Consider the following 17,035-nt stretch of genomic DNA (forward strand, 5'->3'; position numbering starts at 1 on the left):
TGTAATCAGCTGAGCCTCAAATTATATACCGGATTTTTCATCACAGTCAAATTTTGCAGCTTCTTTTTCTCTGCCTTCTGACTGGACTTGCCTTTGGCGAGTCGCTGTTTCATCAGCAGAGCCATCGACTATAGCACTGTTTTGGAGGGGCAGCCAGAAAAGATGTTCGAGACCGCACTTCAGCCCCGCGTCAAAGACCTTCGCCGAGAGCAATCATTCCAGCGTCGCCCAGCGAAGCTACAGAGTCAAAGGCAGAGAGCGCAACCTTCTGCCCGTCAGGGAAAACAGGGCATTGGCCACCGCCGGCGCAAGGGGAGGCACCCCAGGCTCACCCACGCCGCCCGGTGGCCGCGCACTGGAGACTATATGGGTCTGCACCAGGGGAGCTTGTGCAAGCCGCAACATCGGGTAGTCAGGGAAATTCTTCTGCTGCACCACGCCTTCATGGATATCCACTTTCCCGTGCAGCGCGGCCGTCAGCGCAAACACCACCGAACTTTCCATCTGCTGGGCGACGATCCCCGGGTTAACCACTGTGCCGCAGTCAATTGCGCAAACCACACGGTGCACACGCGGCTGCCCGTCGAGCAGCGACACCTCCGCCACTTGAGCGACGATGGAGCCAAACGATTCATGCAGGGCGAAGCCCCGGGCCTGGCCCGCTGGCAATTTGCCACCCCAACCGGCCTGGTTCGCCGCCAGGTCGAGCACCGCCAGATAGCGCGGCGCCTCCCTGAGCAACTGCCGCCTCAGGGCCAGCGGGTCCTGCTGCATCTCAAACGCCAGCTCATCGATAAAACTTTCCGAGAAGAAGGCGTTGTGCGAGTGGCCGACCGAGCGCCAGAAGCCCACAGGAACGCTCTTGCGCGTGGCCACATGCAACATCTCCTGGTGGGCAAAACCGTAGGGCAGGTCGAACAGCCCCTCCGCCGTGGTTCTGTCAGGCATATCGACAGGCCCGGTCAGCGCGGGAATCCCGCGCTCCATCCAGCGCGGGCTGATGGCATCGCCCGCCGACTTGATGCGCAGGCTGCCCAGTTGCCCCTGCCCGTCCACTGTTGCGGTGAGGCGCGCCACATGCATGGGCCGATAGAAGTCGTGGGTCATGTCTTCCTCCCGCGACCAGATCAGTTGCACCGGCCTGCCGGCGCACTCCATCGCCACTCTGACCGCCTGGGCAATGTAGTCCACCTCAAGCCGCCGACCAAAACCACCGCCCAGCAGGGTGACCGTGACGCTGACGTCTTCCACGGGCACTTTGGCGACCCGTGCCGCAATCGCCGCGCCCATCTGCGGCACTTGTGTCGGCACCCAGAGAAAAACCTTGCCGTCCTTGACCTGTGCAGTGCAGTTCATCGGCTCCAGCGCGGCATGCGCCAGGTAAGGTGCGCGGTACAAGGCTTCCACCTTGCGGGAAGCGTCGGCTTCGGCCTGCGCCACAGACCCTTTTTCATAAAAGACAAAGCCCTCCTCGCGCTGAAGGGCTTCTTCCAGCTCGCGCCCGATCTGGCGTGAATCCAGGGCGCCGCCCGGACGCTGTTGCCAGTTCACCGGCACCGCCAGCGCAGCCTGCTGGACTTGCCACCAGCTCTTGCCCACCACGGCAAAACCTGCGGTGGAGCCGGCATAGGCCGGCAGGCGCACCAGCCGCTCCACACCCGGCATGACCAGCGCCGCATCGGCGTTGATGGCCCCCGGTGCGCCGCCCAGCATGGGACACAACCGGATGGCGGCATACAGCATGCCTGGCAAACGAACGTCCAGCCCGAACTGCGCGGTACCGTCCACTTTGGCCGGAACATCCTTGCGCGGCGCGTTCTGGCCAATCAGCTTCCAGTCCTTGCGAGCCTTGAGCGTGACGGTGCCAGGCGGAGTGGCAGCGGCAAAGCGGGCCAGTTCGCCATAGTGTGCGGAGGGGCCAGACGCATGGGAGACCACGCCGTCCGTGACCCGCAACTCATCCACCGGCAGGCGCCATTGCAGCGAGGCGGCACCTACCAGCGAAGCGCGCGCGGTGGCCGCCGCGGTGCGCAACACCATCCAGGCATCGGCCACGCTGCTCGAACCACCGGTGGCGTTGATGCCCAGTTCACGCGCCAGCTTGCTGACCACCCATTCGCCCGCCTGGACCCTGACTGGACGCTCTTCAAGCTCGAAAGGATGAAAAGGCAAGCCGGCCACAAGCATCGCCACGTTGCCGTAGATGCTGTCGGCGCCCGCCTGCTCGATATGGACACGCGACAGCGGCACATCCAGCTCTTCCGCCACCAGCATGGGCAGGGCGGTGTGCACACCCTGGCCCATTTCGCTGCGCGGCATGGCCAGCAACACCGAGCCGTCGGATTTGATCTTGATCCAACCGTTCAAGGCCACCTGCCCCTCGGCCGGGAGCCAAAGCCGGCTGGAGCCCGTGCGCGAACGCGGCGGCAAGGCGCCCCAGCCCACGATCAGGGCGCCGGCGGCGCCGGCCGCGCTGAGCAGCCAGGTTCTTCTTTTCATGCGCGCTTCTTCACCGGCTTGGCTGGCCCCAGCCCCGCAGCCCGCTTGATCGCCAGCCGGACCCGCTGGTAAGTCCCGCAGCGGCAAATATTGGTCATGGCCGCATCGATGTCGGCATCGGTCGGTTTGGGTTTGGTTTCAAGCAGAGCAGCCGCCGCCATCAACATGCCGGATTGGCAGTAACCGCATTGCGGCACCTGCTCGGCAATCCATGCCTGCTGCAGCGCATGCGGTTTAGCCGGCGTGCCTAGTGCCTCGATGGTCTGGATGGCTTTGCCGGCCAGCATCGACACCGGCACCACGCAGGACCGGACGGCCTGCCCGTCCACCCGGACGGTGCAAGCGCCGCAGGCCGCCACACCGCAGCCGAACTTGGTGCCCGTCATGTTGAGCAGGTCGCGCAATACCCACAGCAAAGGCATCGCCGGGTCGGCCTCCACCTGCACAGCCTGGCCGTTGATTTGTAATTCCATAAACAGCTTCCGGTGATATCGGGCGCGCCTAGCGGCAAGGCCTCGCCTGCCGTGATGTCCATTGCACTATAGCTACCCGGCCCCATCTCCTAGCAGACTGAAAACCAGCATGCGAAATGGCACACCCGGATAATCCCTGACAACATGGCATTAATTACACTTCTGGACGCCCAACTCGCTTTTGGGCACGTCGCACTGCTGGACCACGCAGATTTTTCCCTCGAACCCAACCAGCGAATCGGCCTGATCGGCCGCAACGGTACCGGCAAATCCTCGCTACTCAAAATCCTCGCCGGGCTGGAAAAGCCCGACGACGGCACCCTGCAGCTGCAGCAGAACCTGCGCATCGCCTACGTTCCGCAGGAGCCCAGCCTGGATCCGCACGCTACTGTTTTCATAGCTGCCAGTGCAGGATTGGCAAGGACCCGGCACGTAGTTGAGCAATATCTGGCGGCGGATGAACACACCGACCTGGATGCCCTGCAGTCCGAAATCGAGGCGCTCGACGGCTGGAACTGGGAGCAGCGCGTCGAGGAAACCCTGCACCGCCTGCACCTGGACAAGGACGCCATCGTCGGCTCGCTGTCCGGCGGCACCAAAAAACGCGTGGCGCTGGCTCAGGCGCTGGTGGCCAAGCCTGACGTGCTGCTGCTCGACGAGCCGACCAACCACCTGGACCTGGATTCGATTGCCTGGCTGGAAGAGTTGCTGGTCAACTTCAACGGCAGCATCATCACCATCACCCACGACCGGGCCTTTCTGGACCAGGTCGCCACCGTCATTGTCGAGCTGGACCGCGGCAAGCTGCGCAGCTACCCGGGCAACTTTGCCCAGTACCTGATCCAGAAGGAAGACCAGATGGCGCAGGAAGCCGTCATCAACGCCAAGGCCGACAAGCTGCTGGCGCAGGAAGAGGTGTGGATTCGCAAGGGCGTGGAAGCGCGCCGCACCCGCAGCGTGGCGCGTATTGGCAGGCTGGAAGCCCTGCGCGACAACCGCGCGGCACGGCGTGACGCGGTCGGTCGCGTCAATCTGGACGTTTCAAGCGGCGAGAAAAGCGGCAAGATCGTCGCCGAACTCACCGATGTGAGCAAAAGCTTCGGCCATCCGGGCTCTGAAAAAATCATCGTCAACAAATTCACCGGCACACTGCTGCGCGGTGACAAGGTGGGTTTGCTCGGCCCGAATGGCGCTGGCAAAACCACTCTGCTTAAGCTGATCCTCGGCGAACTACAGCCCGACGTGACGACGCCACCCGGCAAGATCCGCCAGGGCGCCAATCTGCAGGTGGCCTACTTCGACCAGATGCGCGACAGCCTCGACCTGGACGCCACGCTGGAAGACTTCATCAGCCCCGGCAGCGAGTGGGTGGAGATCAACGGCCAGAAAAAACACGTCAAGAGTTACCTCACCGACTTTTTGTTCTCGCCCGCACGCGCCAATTCACCCGTGCGCACGCTGTCGGGCGGCGAGCGCAACCGGCTGCTGCTGGCGCGCCTGTTTGCCCGGCCGGCCAATGTGCTGGTGCTGGACGAGCCAACCAACGACCTGGACATCGACACGCTGGAGCTGCTGGAAGATCTGCTGCAGAACTACGAAGGCACCGTGTTCCTGGTCAGCCACGACCGGCGTTTCCTCGACAACGTGGTCACCAGCACCATCGCCTACGAAGGTACACCCGAGAACCCGGGTTTCTGGCGCGAATACGAAGGCGGCGTGACGGACTGGCTCACCCAGTCGAAACGGGCAGCGCAAATCACCGGCAGCGGCAAAACTCCGGCGGTGCCGGCCGGCACCAAAAATACTAGCAAAAACACGTCGGAGCCCAATAAGGACGGGCGCGAGCAGCTATCAAAAAAGAAGCTCAGCTACAAGGAGCAGCGTGAACTCGACGGCCTGCCGGCGTTGATCCAGCAGCTCGAATCACAGCAGAAGGCCATTACCCAGGAACTGTTCGACGGCACGCTTTACACCAGCAACGCCAAGCGCGCGGCAGAGCTGAACGCCCGCAACGCCAAAATCGAGGAGGAACTAATGGCCGCCCTGCAGCGCTGGGAAACCCTCTCCACCTAGATCAGAGCACCCGCCAGCTTGCAGCGGCTGTCGGGCAAAGCGCCTACAAAATCTTGCGCCCGCGTCGGGCCATGCCGCGCCCCTTTGAAACAGCTGCTTACGCTAAAGTGGCTGCATCCTCCAAAGCCGCTTCATGCACCTACGTACGCTGTCTCATGCCCGCCTGTTTTTCACCCGCTGGCGCTGGGTTGCCCCGCTGATGCTGGGCGCCTGGTTGGCCGGTTGCGCCTCTCTGCCCAGCGAGGTGGACCGGCCGGTCTCGACCGCCCTGGCCAACCCGTCAGAGACCCGGCTGGGCCGGGCGGTGCAGGAGCGGGCCGCCCACGCGGGCACCCGCAACGACTCGGGTTTTGCCCTTGTCAACAGTGCCGAGCTGGCCTTCACCAGCCGTATGGCGCTGATAGACGCCGCACAAAAAACACTGGATATCCAGTACTACGCCATCCACGCGGACGACACCACCGACCGCATGTTCGACGCCCTGCGCACGGCGGCCGCGCGCGGGGTGCGCATCCGCATCCTGCTCGACGACTTCAACACCGCCGGCAAAAACGCCCAGGTCCTCAAGCTGGCCTTTGAGAAAAACATTGAGTTGCGGCTGTTCAATCCCTTGCCGGGTGGACGCGGCTCGCTGTTTTTCCGAATCCTCGGCTCGCTGAAAGACATGGACCGCATCCAGCGACGCATGCACAACAAGATTTTTGTTGCCGACAATGCGGTCGCCATCACCGGCGGGCGCAACCTCGGTGAAACCTATTTTGGCCAAGGTGAAGGCACCAACTTCATCGACGCCGATGTGCTGGCCGCCGGCCGCATTGTGCGTGAACTCTCGCGCAGCTTCGACCTCTACTGGAACAACCCGCTGGCCTACCCGGTGCAATCGCTGATGACCGCCAAGGAGATTGACGCGCTGAAACCCCCACCAGCCACGGCCCAACCGGGCGGCACAACGACCTCGGGCACCGGCGAAGCAGGGCCTGCCGACGGCACCGGCCCTGCCGGGCCGGCGCCACGCAAGACCATCGCGCTCGGCGGTTCGGCCAGCACCCCGGCGCCGCTGCCCGACAGCACCAATCTGGCGCTGCTCGACTGGACCTGGGCGCCCTCCACCTTGCTGGTCGACAAGGCCTCCAAGCTTGCCGCCGATGCCGATGCCGTCGAAGAAGCCCAGGACACCACGGTTGACGGCCTGCTGCAGTTGATGGCAGAAGCCAGAGGCGATGTGCTGATCGTTTCGCCTTATTTCGTGCCCGGCAAACGCATGATGGCGCAGCTCGCAGCCATCCGGCAAAAAGGCGTGCGCATCCGCGTGCTGACCAACTCGCTCGCATCCAATGACGCGCCGGCCGCCCATGTGGGTTACGCCCGCTACCGCAAGGCGCTGCTGGCGCTGGGCATCGAGCTGTATGAAATGCGTGCCGAACAGGAAGGCACCTTGAGCGGCTTCAACTCCCTGGGCAGTTCCGGCTCGGCCGCCGGCTCGCGCGCCAGCCTGCACTCCAAGGTGGTTGTGCTGGACGACCTGCTGCTGGTGGTCGGCTCCATGAACCTCGACCTGCGCTCCCAGCTGCAGAACACCGAGGTGGCGCTGGTGATCCGCAGTCGCAAGCTCTCAGCCGAAACCACGCGCCTGATCGAGTCCGCGCTGGCCAGCGGCGCTTACAAGGTCGAGCTGCAGGACGGCCTGCTCGTCTGGCGCGCACCACAAGGCTCGCAGCTGAAAGATTCCAGCACGGAGCCGGATGCGAGTTTCGGCCTCAAGCTGATGCTCTTGCTGATAGGGCCATTTGCGCCCGAGGAAATGCTCTGACTCCTGCGTGACGCAGCCCACGTTTCGTCGCGAATACCCGACAGATGCTGCCGCCCGTTTCCAAACCGCGAGAACCACACACCTCTGAAGCGCCATGCAGGCCTGGAGGCCTTTCGGTGTATGAGCACTCACGGGCGTCGTGCCAGGCTATTGATTTGGTAGTAAGCCAGGTCTCAGGCTCGCGCCCTGGGGACGGATGTTGCAGCGTCAGCGCTCCCGGCCCTTGACGCCGCCTCGTGCAATTTTCCTTGTTTGCCCAACGGACTTGCCCAACAATGGCAGGGCCCTTCCCACCCTCCCCCGAGCCGGCCCTGGACCTGCCCCACGCGCATGACAAAGTCCTTGAAACCCCTCGCCACCATCGTGCTGCTGGCCACCCTGCTGGTGGGCTGTTGCGTCTGGTATTTCGGGCTGCAGTGGCCGGCCAGGTTCACCCTGGAGTGGGACGAAGAGGTGCAGCTGCATGATGCACGCATCATCAACATTCACATCAAGCGCAGTTATGAACGCCAGAGCCTGCTGCCCCGCTGGAATGGGCTGCACCGCGCCACCGAAATCAGCTTTGACGCCGGACCGCCGATCGGGCGCTTCACCATGAGCTTCGACGCCTACGACGTCGCGCTGATTGAACACAAGGACAAGGTCTGGTATGTCGGGCTGACCCGGAGCGCAAGCGCGCCACCCACCCGGCCGGGAGACTGGCAGCTGCCTTTCGTGATGCTCAAGCCCGACGGCCGCATCAGCGAGCCCGTCAACACAGGCTCGCTTCCCGCCGAGTTCATCCGATGGAATGTGATGCCCGACACGCCAGACCCCGAAGGCGTTGCGTCATTCCACAACACCCAGGTCCGGCTGCCCGAGAAAATGCGTCATTGGGCTGCATACCCGCGGACCCATGGCGACGATGTGGTGCGGCTCGGCCCGCGAACCCAGGTGCATACGCTTCACAGCAGCTACTAAATTGATAGCTATCAGCGCCCGAACCATAAGGGCTGGAAGCCAAAATGACTCAGAAATCTTGCGCAAACGCCTATTCAGGCTCTATGCCCGCACCCTTGATGATCCTGCCCCACTTGACGGTTTCGGCCGCCTGGAACTTGCGCAGATCTTCGGGGTTGCTGGTGAAAATTTCTATGCCGCTGGCTTGGTAGAAAGGCGCGGCCGCGCTGCTGCGCGCTGCCTTGGCCAGCATGTCGCTGAGTTTGGCCACCACGTCGGCGGGTGTGCCCGCTGGCACGTAGGCAGCAAACCAGTAGGTCATCTCGTAGCCCTTGACTCCGGCTTCGTCGATGGTCGGCACCTCGGGCGCCAGCGGCGAACGCTGCCGGGTCGACACGCCCAGCGCCTTGAGCTTGCCGGCCTTGACCTGCGGCAGGCCGGTCGCCATGTCGGTGATCATCATGTCGATCTGGCCACCGAGCAGGTCGGTCACGGCCGAGGGGTTGCTCTTGTAGGGAATGTTCAGGATGTAGGTGCCCGTCATCTGCTTGAACAGCTCAACCGCCACGCGGCTGGATGAGCTGCCGCTGCCAAAGGACAATCTGCCCGGTTTGGACTTGGCCAACGCAATGAACTCGCTGACGTTTTTCACCGGTAACGCAGGGTTGACCACCATGATCTGGCCGCCGCGGCCCAGGGCGGTCAACGGGACGAAGTCCCTGACCGGGTCGTAGGGCAGTTTTTTGAACAGGTGCTGGTTCGCGGCTTGCGTGGTGTTGGTGGTGATGAAGACGGTGTAGCCGTCCGGCCTGGCCTTGGCCGCTGTCTGGGCCCCGATGATGCTGTAGGCACCCGGCTTGTTGTCCACCACCACGCTGACTTTTGCGTCGTTGGTCACCGCCTGGCCGAGGGCGCGCGCCAGCTGGTCGGTGGCGCTGCCGGAGGCAAAGGGCACAACGAAAGTAATCGGTTTGTCGGGGAAGGCCTGGGCCTGTGCAAGCACCGGCGCCAGGGCGCAGGCGGCCGCAACGGCCAGCATGACAGGACGGATACGCGCGTTGGTGAATGTTTTCATGTTGTCTCCTTCTGTTAAAAAAAATCAGCCCGGGTCAGGCCCCTTCAGCAGGCCGGCCAATGCGGCGGGAACCTGTACCGGCAAGTCCAGCAGCCAGAACGACAGCGCCTTGCCATGGGTGTCGAGATTGAGCGCATCGTTGACGCCGCCATCGAGCACGTCATCCAGCACAAAGTTCATGGCCCAGAGCATCGGCAGTTCATGGCGCCGCACATGGCTGGGCCGGCGATGCGCGAAGTGCCGCGCCACGGCAGCCTCTGTCACCTGCGCCAGCAGCACGGGGTAGAGGTCCGGATGCCAGGCAATCACACTGATGTTGGACCGGTTGCCTTTGTCGCCGGTGCGCCCGTGGGCGGCGCGGTAAAGGGGAACGGTCATGTCCGGCGCGTTCATGCGGCCTCCTGCAGCGCATCCAGCATCTCAAAATGTATCGGCACCGCCTCGCGCGGTACCAGGCAGGACAGCGTGTTGAGCCGGGGCGTCAGCGAGGTGCGCACGCCGCCACCACCGGCCGGGCCGCAGCAGTACAGCGCCGTCACTTCACGCACCAGGCGTTCAGCCTGCGCCCGCTCGGTGTGAGTGGCGGCCACGCGCAGGCGCACGTCGCGCGCATCGCCGGCCGCCGTTGCCGCCAGCAGACGGCCGTCGTCGTCGCCCATGATGCTCAGCGCACCTATCAAATCCACACGCAGGCTCAGCCCCTGCAGGCGCCGGCGCAACACATCGGCGGCCAGGCGTGCGCGCGCTTCGGCACGCGGACCGGCATAGGAAATTTCACCCTCCGCCAGCCAACCACCTTCATGGCAGATATTGACCTTCAGGCTGGCCGGCCGCGCATGGCCGCGCACACCGCACAAGGCGACACGGTCCGATCCGAGTTGATCGATTTCCGCGGCACTGATGTCAGCCACCACATCGGGTGTGAGGTAGGCGCCCGGGTCGTGCACCTCGTACAGCAGCTGCTCCTTCACGCTGGCAAGATTGACCAGGCCGGCGGTGTGCGCCGCCTTGGTGATGACGCAATGGCCGTCACGGCCGATCTCGGCGATCGGGTAACCGATGGCGTGCAGGTCCGGCACCTCCTTGTAGCCGGGGTCGGCAAAGTAGCCGCCGCAGACCTGCGCCCCGCACTCCAGTAAATGCCCGGCCATGGTCGCGCGTGCCAGCCGGTCCCAGTCGTCGGCACGCCAGCCGAAATGCGACATCGCCGGGCCGACCGTCAGCGAAGGGTCGGCCACGCGGCCGGCCACCACGATCTGCGCGCCGGCATCCAGCGCGGCGGCAATCGCCTCCGCGCCGATGTAGGCGTTGGCACTGACCATCCGGATGTTGTCGATGGCGTCGCCCAATTGCTCCCGCAGCAAAGCACGGTGCGGCGCGCCCGAGACATCGTCACCGCCGACGACGGCAATTCGCGGCAGCGCCAGGCCCAGCTCGCCGGCCATGCGCTGGATGTGGCGCGCTGCCGCCAGCGGATTGGCCGCACCGAAATTGCTGACGATACGTATGCCGTGCTGCAGGCAACGCGCCAGCACCGGCCGCAGCATGTCGTCGAGCAGCGGCTCAAAGCCGGCTTGGGGGTCGGCGCGGCGGCGCAGCTGCGCCAGTGCCAGCGTGCGTTCAGCCAGGGTTTCAAAGATCAGGAAGGCCGGACCACCGCGCGCGATCAGTGTGTCCACCACCGGGCCGGCGGCGTCCACCCGGTCGCCGGAGAAGCCGGCGGCGCAGCCGATCAGAAGGGGAGAGGAAGAGGGGGCAGTCATGAGGGTTTGGATAGAGGCTTTCAAATCTAGGCCCAACCCATCTATTTGTAAAATAGAAATTTCATATGGATTAACCTGAAAGACAGATCAATGGCCAGCACCTCTTCGCATACTCGCAGCGCCAACCTCTCGACGCGGCAGCTGCGCGCCTTCGTGGCGCTGGCCGAGCAGCGCAGCTTCACCCGCGCGGCGGCGGTGAGCCATTTGTCGCAACCCGCCTTCAGCGCGCTGATACGCACGCTGGAGGACGAACTCCACACCCGCCTGTTCGACCGCGACACCCGCAGCGTCCAGCTGACTGCGGAGGGGCGCCTGTTTGAAACCTCGGCACGCCAGCTGCTCGACGATATCGACACAGCGGTCCACGATTTGGGCGACCACGTCGAGCGCCGAAAGGGACGGGTGCACGTTGCCGCCCTGCCCTCGCTGGCGGCAGGCTGGCTGCCGGCCATTTTTGCCGAGTTCAGGAAGACCTGGCCGGGCATAGACCTGAACCTCAGCGACCTCCTGTCCGACCCCTGCATCGACCTGGTACGCAGCAACAAGGCAGATTTCGCCCTCGCGGCCACCGGCACCAGCCAGGCGGGCCTGGACGTGCAGTTGCTGTGCTCCGACAAATTTTTTCTGGTGTGCCGCAAGGACCACCCGCTGGCCCACGAAAAAGCACTGACCCTGAAAAAACTCGTGCCTTACCCTTTCATCCACATGTCACGCAACAGCAGCGTGCGTCAGGCGCTCGATGCGGCATTGCATCCGTTGCAGACGCAGACCTTCCTGGAAGTCGAACAACTGGCCACGGTCACCGGCATGGTCGAGGCCGGGCTGGGCATCAGCGTGGTGCCGGCGCTCACGCTGTTTCACTTCGAGCGCAAGAGCCTGGTGACCCGGCCCCTGGCCATTGCCAACCTGACCCGCAAGATTTATGTGGTGCGCAGACAGCAGGGAAGCCTGTCCGCTGCGGCGCAGGCGCTGCATGACCTGATTGTTTTGCGCATGAAGGGCTGAGGGCGCCTCAGGGCTTTGCATGCGTCCGGAAAAACGCCCGGATGCGACGGGCAAGGCACCCAGCCGCGGCAGCATCAACGCCAGTTTCTCCAAGCTTTCACAGTTTCACCGCATTCCCTTGCGAGCTCGCAACATTCTCGCGAAGCCGGCGGGAACAGCGGGGCGTTCAACCAGACTGTGTGTGGATGAAGCGACTTCCGCCATCAGATGCTATGAAGTTAGTAGCTACTTGCACCCGTATCCACTGGGCCAGAGCCAAAAAAACATTTAAAGTTGGCACCACGGTTTGCCTGGCGCATGCTGTGGCGGCGCTCAGGACTGCATGGCCACCCGGGACTGGCGCCTGTCTCCCGCGATGCGGTTAAACCATTTCCGCAGCGGATCTTCAATGAATTTGTAGGTCCATCCGGAGACCAGCAAAAGAATGGCGAGGTAGGCCACGACCACCACGGCAATCAGCACCGTTCCCTGCGTGCGCCTGGCAAACGGCTCGACAAAAATCATCAGGATCGGATGCATCATGTACACCGAGTAGGAACGTTGCCCCAGGACCTGAAAGGGTTTGCTCTTCAACATACTCGCGGCGAACCCGGTGTCCTGGCTGACCGAAAAAACCAGCAAGGCGAAAAGCAGGGGGCTGGCAAACACCAACATCGGCCAGGCTTCCGCCACAAAAAAGAGGGCCACCAACCCGGTCAACCCGACGGCCTGCAGCTCGTTGGCGTTCAGCCGCACCAGCCGGCTGAAGTGATACGTGAGGGCGCCCAGGAAGAACGAGCCCACGCAGCGTGCAAACCCAAAGTCATAGGTGATGTCAAAACACTTGCCGGCCTGCAGGCAATCATGCACATGCAGGGAGGCCCAGATGGTTGCCGCCAGGCCGGAGGCGCTCAGCACGACGTACACGGCAAGACGGGCGGCACCGCTAAAAGCAAGACACACCGCGGCAAACAGCACATAGGCATAAAACTCGGTGCTGATGCTCCAGCTTACGGGGTTCAGGATCAGCCGGTCGAAAATGCCCATGCCATGTGTGAGCGTGAGTGTCGACACGACCTCGCCGAGGCCAGGAAACAGGTAGCCGGCAAAGTCCGACCGTTCAAACTGGCCGCCCAAACCGCGCGTGATGGCCGCCTGCTTGGCCCAGACAAGCAGGTTTTTTGCCAGCACGTACAGCGCCGTCGAAAAAACAAGCAGGGGAAACAAGCGGCCAAAACGCCGAATCAGGAAGGAACGCAGGTCGCCTGCTGTCTCCAGTCGCGTCGAGTAAGCGGAGCAGATCACGAAACCGCTGATGACAAAAAACAGATCCACAAACAGGTAGCCGTTGCGGACGACTGAAAGAGCATTGGCGTCGTGCCCGAAGTGAAACAGGGCAACAAACAGCGCCGCGAGCCCGCGCCCGCCCTCGAACGAAGCGATCGTGCCTGAGCCGGAAGGGAGAGGGGAAACGGTGTTTTGGTGCAATGGGATGGGCGCCATCTCATGCCAGCGGGCAGCACAAAGACAGTCGCCAGGGTTGGGGCGGCTGACTTCATTTTAGGAAAGCAAGCCCCGCTTTCTCTGCTCTCTTGTCAGCAAAGATGTAAGGGTTGTTAAGTGTGTAAGGTGTGCCACCAGCGCCTCCGCGAGGCTTGGCGTGCACCAGAGGCAAGAGCGGGAATTGCTTCAGGCTTCGGGCGTATCCGTGTCCTTCAGGCCATCCAGCACACCCTTGCGCGCCGCCGCGGCCAGCGCGCAATATTTGTTCTTGAAAGCATCCAGCGATTCTTCATTCAACTCCTCAAGATCAAGCAGCGCATTGTGGGCACCCAAGGTAGCGCGTATGAGTTCGTCGAGCTTGATCTGGATGGCTTCCGTGTCGCGGTTTTGCGAGTTCTGGATCAGGAACACCATCAGGAAAGTCACAATGGTGGTGCCGGTGTTGATCACCAGCTGCCAGGTGTCGCTGAAGCCGAACAAAGGGCCGGTCACGATCCAGACGAGGATGACCAGCACCGCCAGAAAAAAGGTTGAGGGCCGTCCGGCGTAACGCGACGAAGCCTTGGCGGCGTTGGTGTACCAATTGCTGCTTGCCATGAAGATATCTCGGGTTAGGGTTGGCCGGGGCCGGCATCGAAAACCCCCATGTTGCACCACATGTGAACCTTGGACACAAAGCCATCGTCCACGGCAACGGCAAAGGGCTCCACGCCAAAGGCCGTGAAGCCACAGCTTTCGTACAGCGCCTGCGCAGAAGCGTTTCCCTGGGTGACTGTCAGCTGGACCAGCCTGACGCCGGGCCTGTCCCTGGCACCGGCCAGCACCGCATGGACCAGTTGCCGGCCGAGCCCGCGTTGGCGGTGCCTGGCGGGCACATACATGCCGAAGAGAGAGGCCTTGTGGCGCACTTTCTCGCGCTGCTCGAATGACAGGCCTGCAACGCCGGCCAGTTGTCCGTCCTGAAATACGCCGAATACCCGCTCTGCCGCTTGCGCGTCTTCACCCAGCCGCTCCTCCCACCACGACAGGGGCAGCGCGGCACGTTCTTCGGGGGCGGAGGTAAATGCATCCAGGTGCAAGGCATACGCTTCCAGCATCAAGGCCCGGTAAGCCAGTGCATCGCGAGGGTTGAGCAGTCGCAGCGTCATGCGATGGCCTGTGAGGAAAAATGCTCAGGCATCCCGGCCCGGCTTGAGCATCGCAGTTGCCAGCGCAGTGAAACCGCCGAGATGCAGCAGGAAGATGAAGGCCTGGCCAAATTGCCACTGGTCGCGCCAGCGCGTCCAGTCTGACGGCGTCACACCCGAGGCCTGCCAGATCGCAAGCTGCCCGTTGGCCGGCAGCACCACGGCAGCCCAGACGCCCAGAGCCAAGGCGATGGCTGCCGCACTGCCCAGCGTCAGTTTTCGCGCAGGGTGGCCGCTCCCCAGCTTCACCGCCAGCAGCACCACCAAAACAAGTGCCCCCACTTCCAGCACCGGCCCGATGATGCCGAACAGCCGGTACAGCGTGGACTGCACCGCCAGGTAAAGCTCAGGCCCCCATTTCAGCTTGGGGAAAAGCTCGAGTGCGTGGGCCAGGTGCATGCCCATCGCAAGCGCCGCAAAAATCAGCGAGACCACACGAAGAAAAGCGAGATTCATGACATGGCTTCCGGGGTTGGACAATTGCGGCCTGGCGTGCACGCTGCGCGCAGCCGCCCGAGCATATGCCAGAGTGCCGCCAAAGTGAAGCCGCTGCGAACCGCAGGTGCCGCGGTGTGGGCATCCGCTACTCAGGGGTCCACCGGAAAGCCCGCCAGCTCCCTGAGCTTTTCGATCTGCCAAGCGAACTCGCCTTCAAAAGCCGACGGATCCGTCACTGCATAACCTCCGTAGGCGTAGACCGCGGCGTAGGCGGCGTAACCGGCGGCCTCAAGCGCGCGGCCGGCCAGCGCGTTGGCTACAGCATATGTGGCCGACACCGCGGCATGGGCAGAGCCGTCGATGGACGCTGAACCGCGGTGCCCGTTGGCAATCTCGGCGATTTCCTGCCGGGCGGCCTCCAGGGTTGGCCGGTCCAGACCGCCATTGACGAATGCCTCCAACACCGACAGACAGCGAAGAGCCCCGGCGTCTTCCAGCAAATGCCGAACGCGGAGCGCACAGGCCAGCCCGAAAGCCAGGCGAAGCGGCTCATTTTGCGGATCACCGAGCCCGCAAACATTCGCCAGATGCGACAAACCATGGTTCATGGGTCAGCCCTCCTCGATTTTCAGACCCGTCAAATTCCACTCACGGCACACCAATCGCTACATTATTGATAGCTGCTTTCACTCGTGCTTAAAGGGCCAAAAGCCAAAATCATTCAAGGCTGTGGGCCTCATCGCATGCTGTCGCGCAAACGCGCAAACAGCTTCCAGAACGCCGCATCCTGCGTGGTCGCAAAGTTGATACGCATCAGGGTGCTGGGTTTGCGCACCGCGTGAAACAAGGCACCCGGTGCAATCAGGTAGCCCTCGTCCAGCATGCGCTGCGCCAACGCATCGGTGTCCACACCGGTTTCCACCCACCCGAACAGACCCGCAGGTTCGGCCGCAAAACTGCAGCCGTGCGCCAGCGCCAGCTTGACACTGCGTGCGCGGGCCGCGTCCAGCCGGGTGCGTATGCGTTCGGCATGGCGGCGCAGCTGGCCCTGGTCGATACACCAAGCCAGCGCTTTTTCCAGCAGCGCGGGCGTGGTCAGCGTGCCCAACAGCTTGGTGTCCAGCAGCCGCTCCACCAGGTCGGGCGGCGCGGCCATGAAACCCACGCGCCAACCGGGCGCCAGGATTTTGGCGAAGCCGCTTACATAAATAGTGCGCTGCAGGCCATCGAGTGCGCACAAACGCGTGGCGTGTTCGGGCGCCAGATGGCTGTAGGTATCGTCTTCAGCAATGTAGAAATCGTGCTCGTTGGCCAATTGCAGCACACGATGTGCACTGCCCGGAGTCAGGCAGTAACCGGTGGGGTTGTGAAACACGCTGACGCTGACAAACAGCTTGGGTTTGTGCAGCGCACAGTACTGCGCCATCACATCCAGATCGGGTCCGTCGGCGCGACGCGGCACCGGGAGAATGCGCATGCCCAGCGCGTCCAGCCGGGCAAATTCCACCGCCCAGCCAGGTTCCTCGACCATCACACAGTCGCCGGCCCGCAGCAGTGTGCGGCTCACGATATCCAGTGCGTGGGTGGCGCCCACGCTCGTGATGATCTGCTCAGGCACCGCATGCACATTGAGCGCATTGAGTTTTTGCGACAGTGCCCGACGCAGGCCGCTGTCGCCCATGGGCTCACCATAGCTGAGCGAAAACTCGCGCAAGGCACTGGAACTGGTGACCTTGCGCACCGCCGCCGGCATGAAGCTGGTTTCCAGCCAATCGGGAGGGAACACGCCCATGCCAGGCTGCGGCTTGTTGCTGACCTTGTGAAACATGCCGCGGATCAGTGCGGTGGCATCAATCGGCGCCTGCCGTGTGGCCATCCAGGCGGACGTGCTCCAGACAGCAGGTGCCTGTGCCTCCGCAGAACGGCTCTTCGCGCTGGCCGGAGGGCGTGTAATGACATGAGGGACGGAAACCTCACGGACAAAAAAACCGCGATTCTTGCGCGCTTCAACCAGGCCCTGCGCCAGCAACTGGTCGTACGCCGCCACAACGGTAGACACACTGACTCCTTGCTGCTCCGCGCAGAGCCGGACCGAAGGCAGGCGTGCGCCGGGGGCCAGCAAACGGTTGCGGATGCGGTCGGCAAAGCGCGCGCACAACTGCTCGGTCAGCGATTGCGAAGCGGTTTTCATCAACATGGGCGGATCTCGGTAAATGACTGTGCTGACAAACCGGGTAGTACAGTTTAGAAATTTGTAGCCGCAACTGTACTGGTGGTGTGCTGGTTGAAGA

General features: G+C 63.1%; 15 protein-coding genes. 4 read left to right on the forward strand and 11 right to left on the reverse strand.

The annotated features are described in order from the left end of the window. Positions 1-237: 237 nt before the first annotated feature. The gene (locus tag ABI660_RS13905; protein WP_348068978.1) at positions 238-2,499 is read right to left on the reverse strand and encodes a xanthine dehydrogenase family protein molybdopterin-binding subunit; all 2,262 of its coding nucleotides are present in this window, start codon (positions 2,497-2,499) and stop codon (positions 238-240) included. Further along, positions 2,496-2,972 (reverse strand): (2Fe-2S)-binding protein, encoded by a 477-nt coding sequence (locus ABI660_RS13910; protein ID WP_348068980.1) that lies wholly within the window; start codon positions 2,970-2,972, stop codon positions 2,496-2,498. The genes ABI660_RS13905 and ABI660_RS13910 overlap by 4 nt, the downstream gene beginning before the upstream one ends. Positions 2,973-3,116: 144 nt before the next feature. Between ABI660_RS13910 and ABI660_RS13915 the strand changes: the two genes are divergently transcribed. From ABI660_RS13915 to ABI660_RS13925, 3 genes are all read left to right on the forward strand, one after another. Next, positions 3,117-5,045, forward strand: coding sequence for an ATP-binding cassette domain-containing protein (locus ABI660_RS13915; RefSeq protein WP_348068982.1), 1,929 nt, complete (start codon positions 3,117-3,119; stop codon positions 5,043-5,045). 133 nt (positions 5,046-5,178) lie between these two features. Further along, a complete protein-coding gene (locus ABI660_RS13920; protein ID WP_348068984.1) occupies positions 5,179-6,855 on the forward strand; it encodes a phospholipase D family protein in 1,677 nt (558 codons plus the stop codon). Between the two features lie 330 nt (positions 6,856-7,185). Continuing rightward, on the forward strand, positions 7,186-7,815 hold the full coding sequence (locus tag ABI660_RS13925) for a hypothetical protein (RefSeq protein WP_348068986.1): 630 nt from the start codon (positions 7,186-7,188) through the stop codon (positions 7,813-7,815). A gap of 70 nt (positions 7,816-7,885) precedes the next feature. Here ABI660_RS13925 and ABI660_RS13930 read toward each other — a convergent pair whose 3' ends face one another. The 3 genes from ABI660_RS13930 to ABI660_RS13940 are packed head-to-tail and all read right to left on the reverse strand — an operon-like array spanning position 7,886 to position 10,632. Continuing rightward, entirely contained in the window at positions 7,886-8,833 is a 948-nt protein-coding gene (locus tag ABI660_RS13930; protein WP_348069042.1) for a tripartite tricarboxylate transporter substrate binding protein, read from the reverse strand. A gap of 60 nt (positions 8,834-8,893) precedes the next feature. Further along, positions 8,894-9,262, reverse strand: coding sequence for a hypothetical protein (locus ABI660_RS13935; RefSeq protein ID WP_348068988.1), 369 nt, complete (start codon positions 9,260-9,262; stop codon positions 8,894-8,896). Next, positions 9,259-10,632, reverse strand: coding sequence for an acyclic terpene utilization AtuA family protein (locus ABI660_RS13940; RefSeq protein WP_348068990.1), 1,374 nt, complete (start codon positions 10,630-10,632; stop codon positions 9,259-9,261). The genes ABI660_RS13935 and ABI660_RS13940 overlap by 4 nt, the downstream gene beginning before the upstream one ends. Before the next feature lie 90 nt (positions 10,633-10,722). Between ABI660_RS13940 and ABI660_RS13945 the strand changes: the two genes are divergently transcribed. Next, complete coding sequence (locus ABI660_RS13945) at positions 10,723-11,637, forward strand: LysR family transcriptional regulator (RefSeq protein WP_348068992.1); 915 nt, start codon at positions 10,723-10,725, stop codon at positions 11,635-11,637. 312 nt (positions 11,638-11,949) lie between these two features. Here the strand turns inward: ABI660_RS13945 and ABI660_RS13950 are convergent, their stop codons facing one another. From ABI660_RS13950 to ABI660_RS13975, 6 genes are all read right to left on the reverse strand, one after another. After that, positions 11,950-13,104: an acyltransferase gene (locus tag ABI660_RS13950; protein WP_348068994.1), complete on the reverse strand. Its 1,155-nt coding sequence runs from the start codon at positions 13,102-13,104 to the stop codon at positions 11,950-11,952. A gap of 201 nt (positions 13,105-13,305) precedes the next feature. After that, the gene (locus ABI660_RS13955) at positions 13,306-13,716 is read right to left on the reverse strand and encodes a low affinity iron permease family protein (protein WP_348068996.1); all 411 of its coding nucleotides are present in this window, start codon (positions 13,714-13,716) and stop codon (positions 13,306-13,308) included. A gap of 14 nt (positions 13,717-13,730) precedes the next feature. Next, positions 13,731-14,267, reverse strand: coding sequence for a GNAT family N-acetyltransferase (locus ABI660_RS13960; protein ID WP_348068998.1), 537 nt, complete (start codon positions 14,265-14,267; stop codon positions 13,731-13,733). 24 nt (positions 14,268-14,291) lie between these two features. Continuing rightward, positions 14,292-14,762 carry a hypothetical protein gene (locus ABI660_RS13965; RefSeq protein WP_348069000.1) on the reverse strand — a complete coding sequence of 157 codons (471 nt, stop codon included), beginning with the start codon at positions 14,760-14,762 and terminating at the stop codon, positions 14,292-14,294. 131 nt (positions 14,763-14,893) lie between these two features. After that, positions 14,894-15,352, reverse strand: a complete 459-nt coding sequence (locus ABI660_RS13970; protein ID WP_348069002.1) for a hypothetical protein — start codon at positions 15,350-15,352, stop codon at positions 14,894-14,896. 128 nt (positions 15,353-15,480) lie between these two features. Continuing rightward, positions 15,481-16,941 carry a PLP-dependent aminotransferase family protein gene (locus ABI660_RS13975; RefSeq protein WP_348069004.1) on the reverse strand — a complete coding sequence of 487 codons (1,461 nt, stop codon included), beginning with the start codon at positions 16,939-16,941 and terminating at the stop codon, positions 15,481-15,483. Between the last annotated feature and the right edge of the window lie 94 nt (positions 16,942-17,035).

The organism is Polaromonas sp., from assembly GCF_039930745.1.
GTDB lineage: Bacteria > Pseudomonadota > Gammaproteobacteria > Burkholderiales > Burkholderiaceae_C > Polaromonas.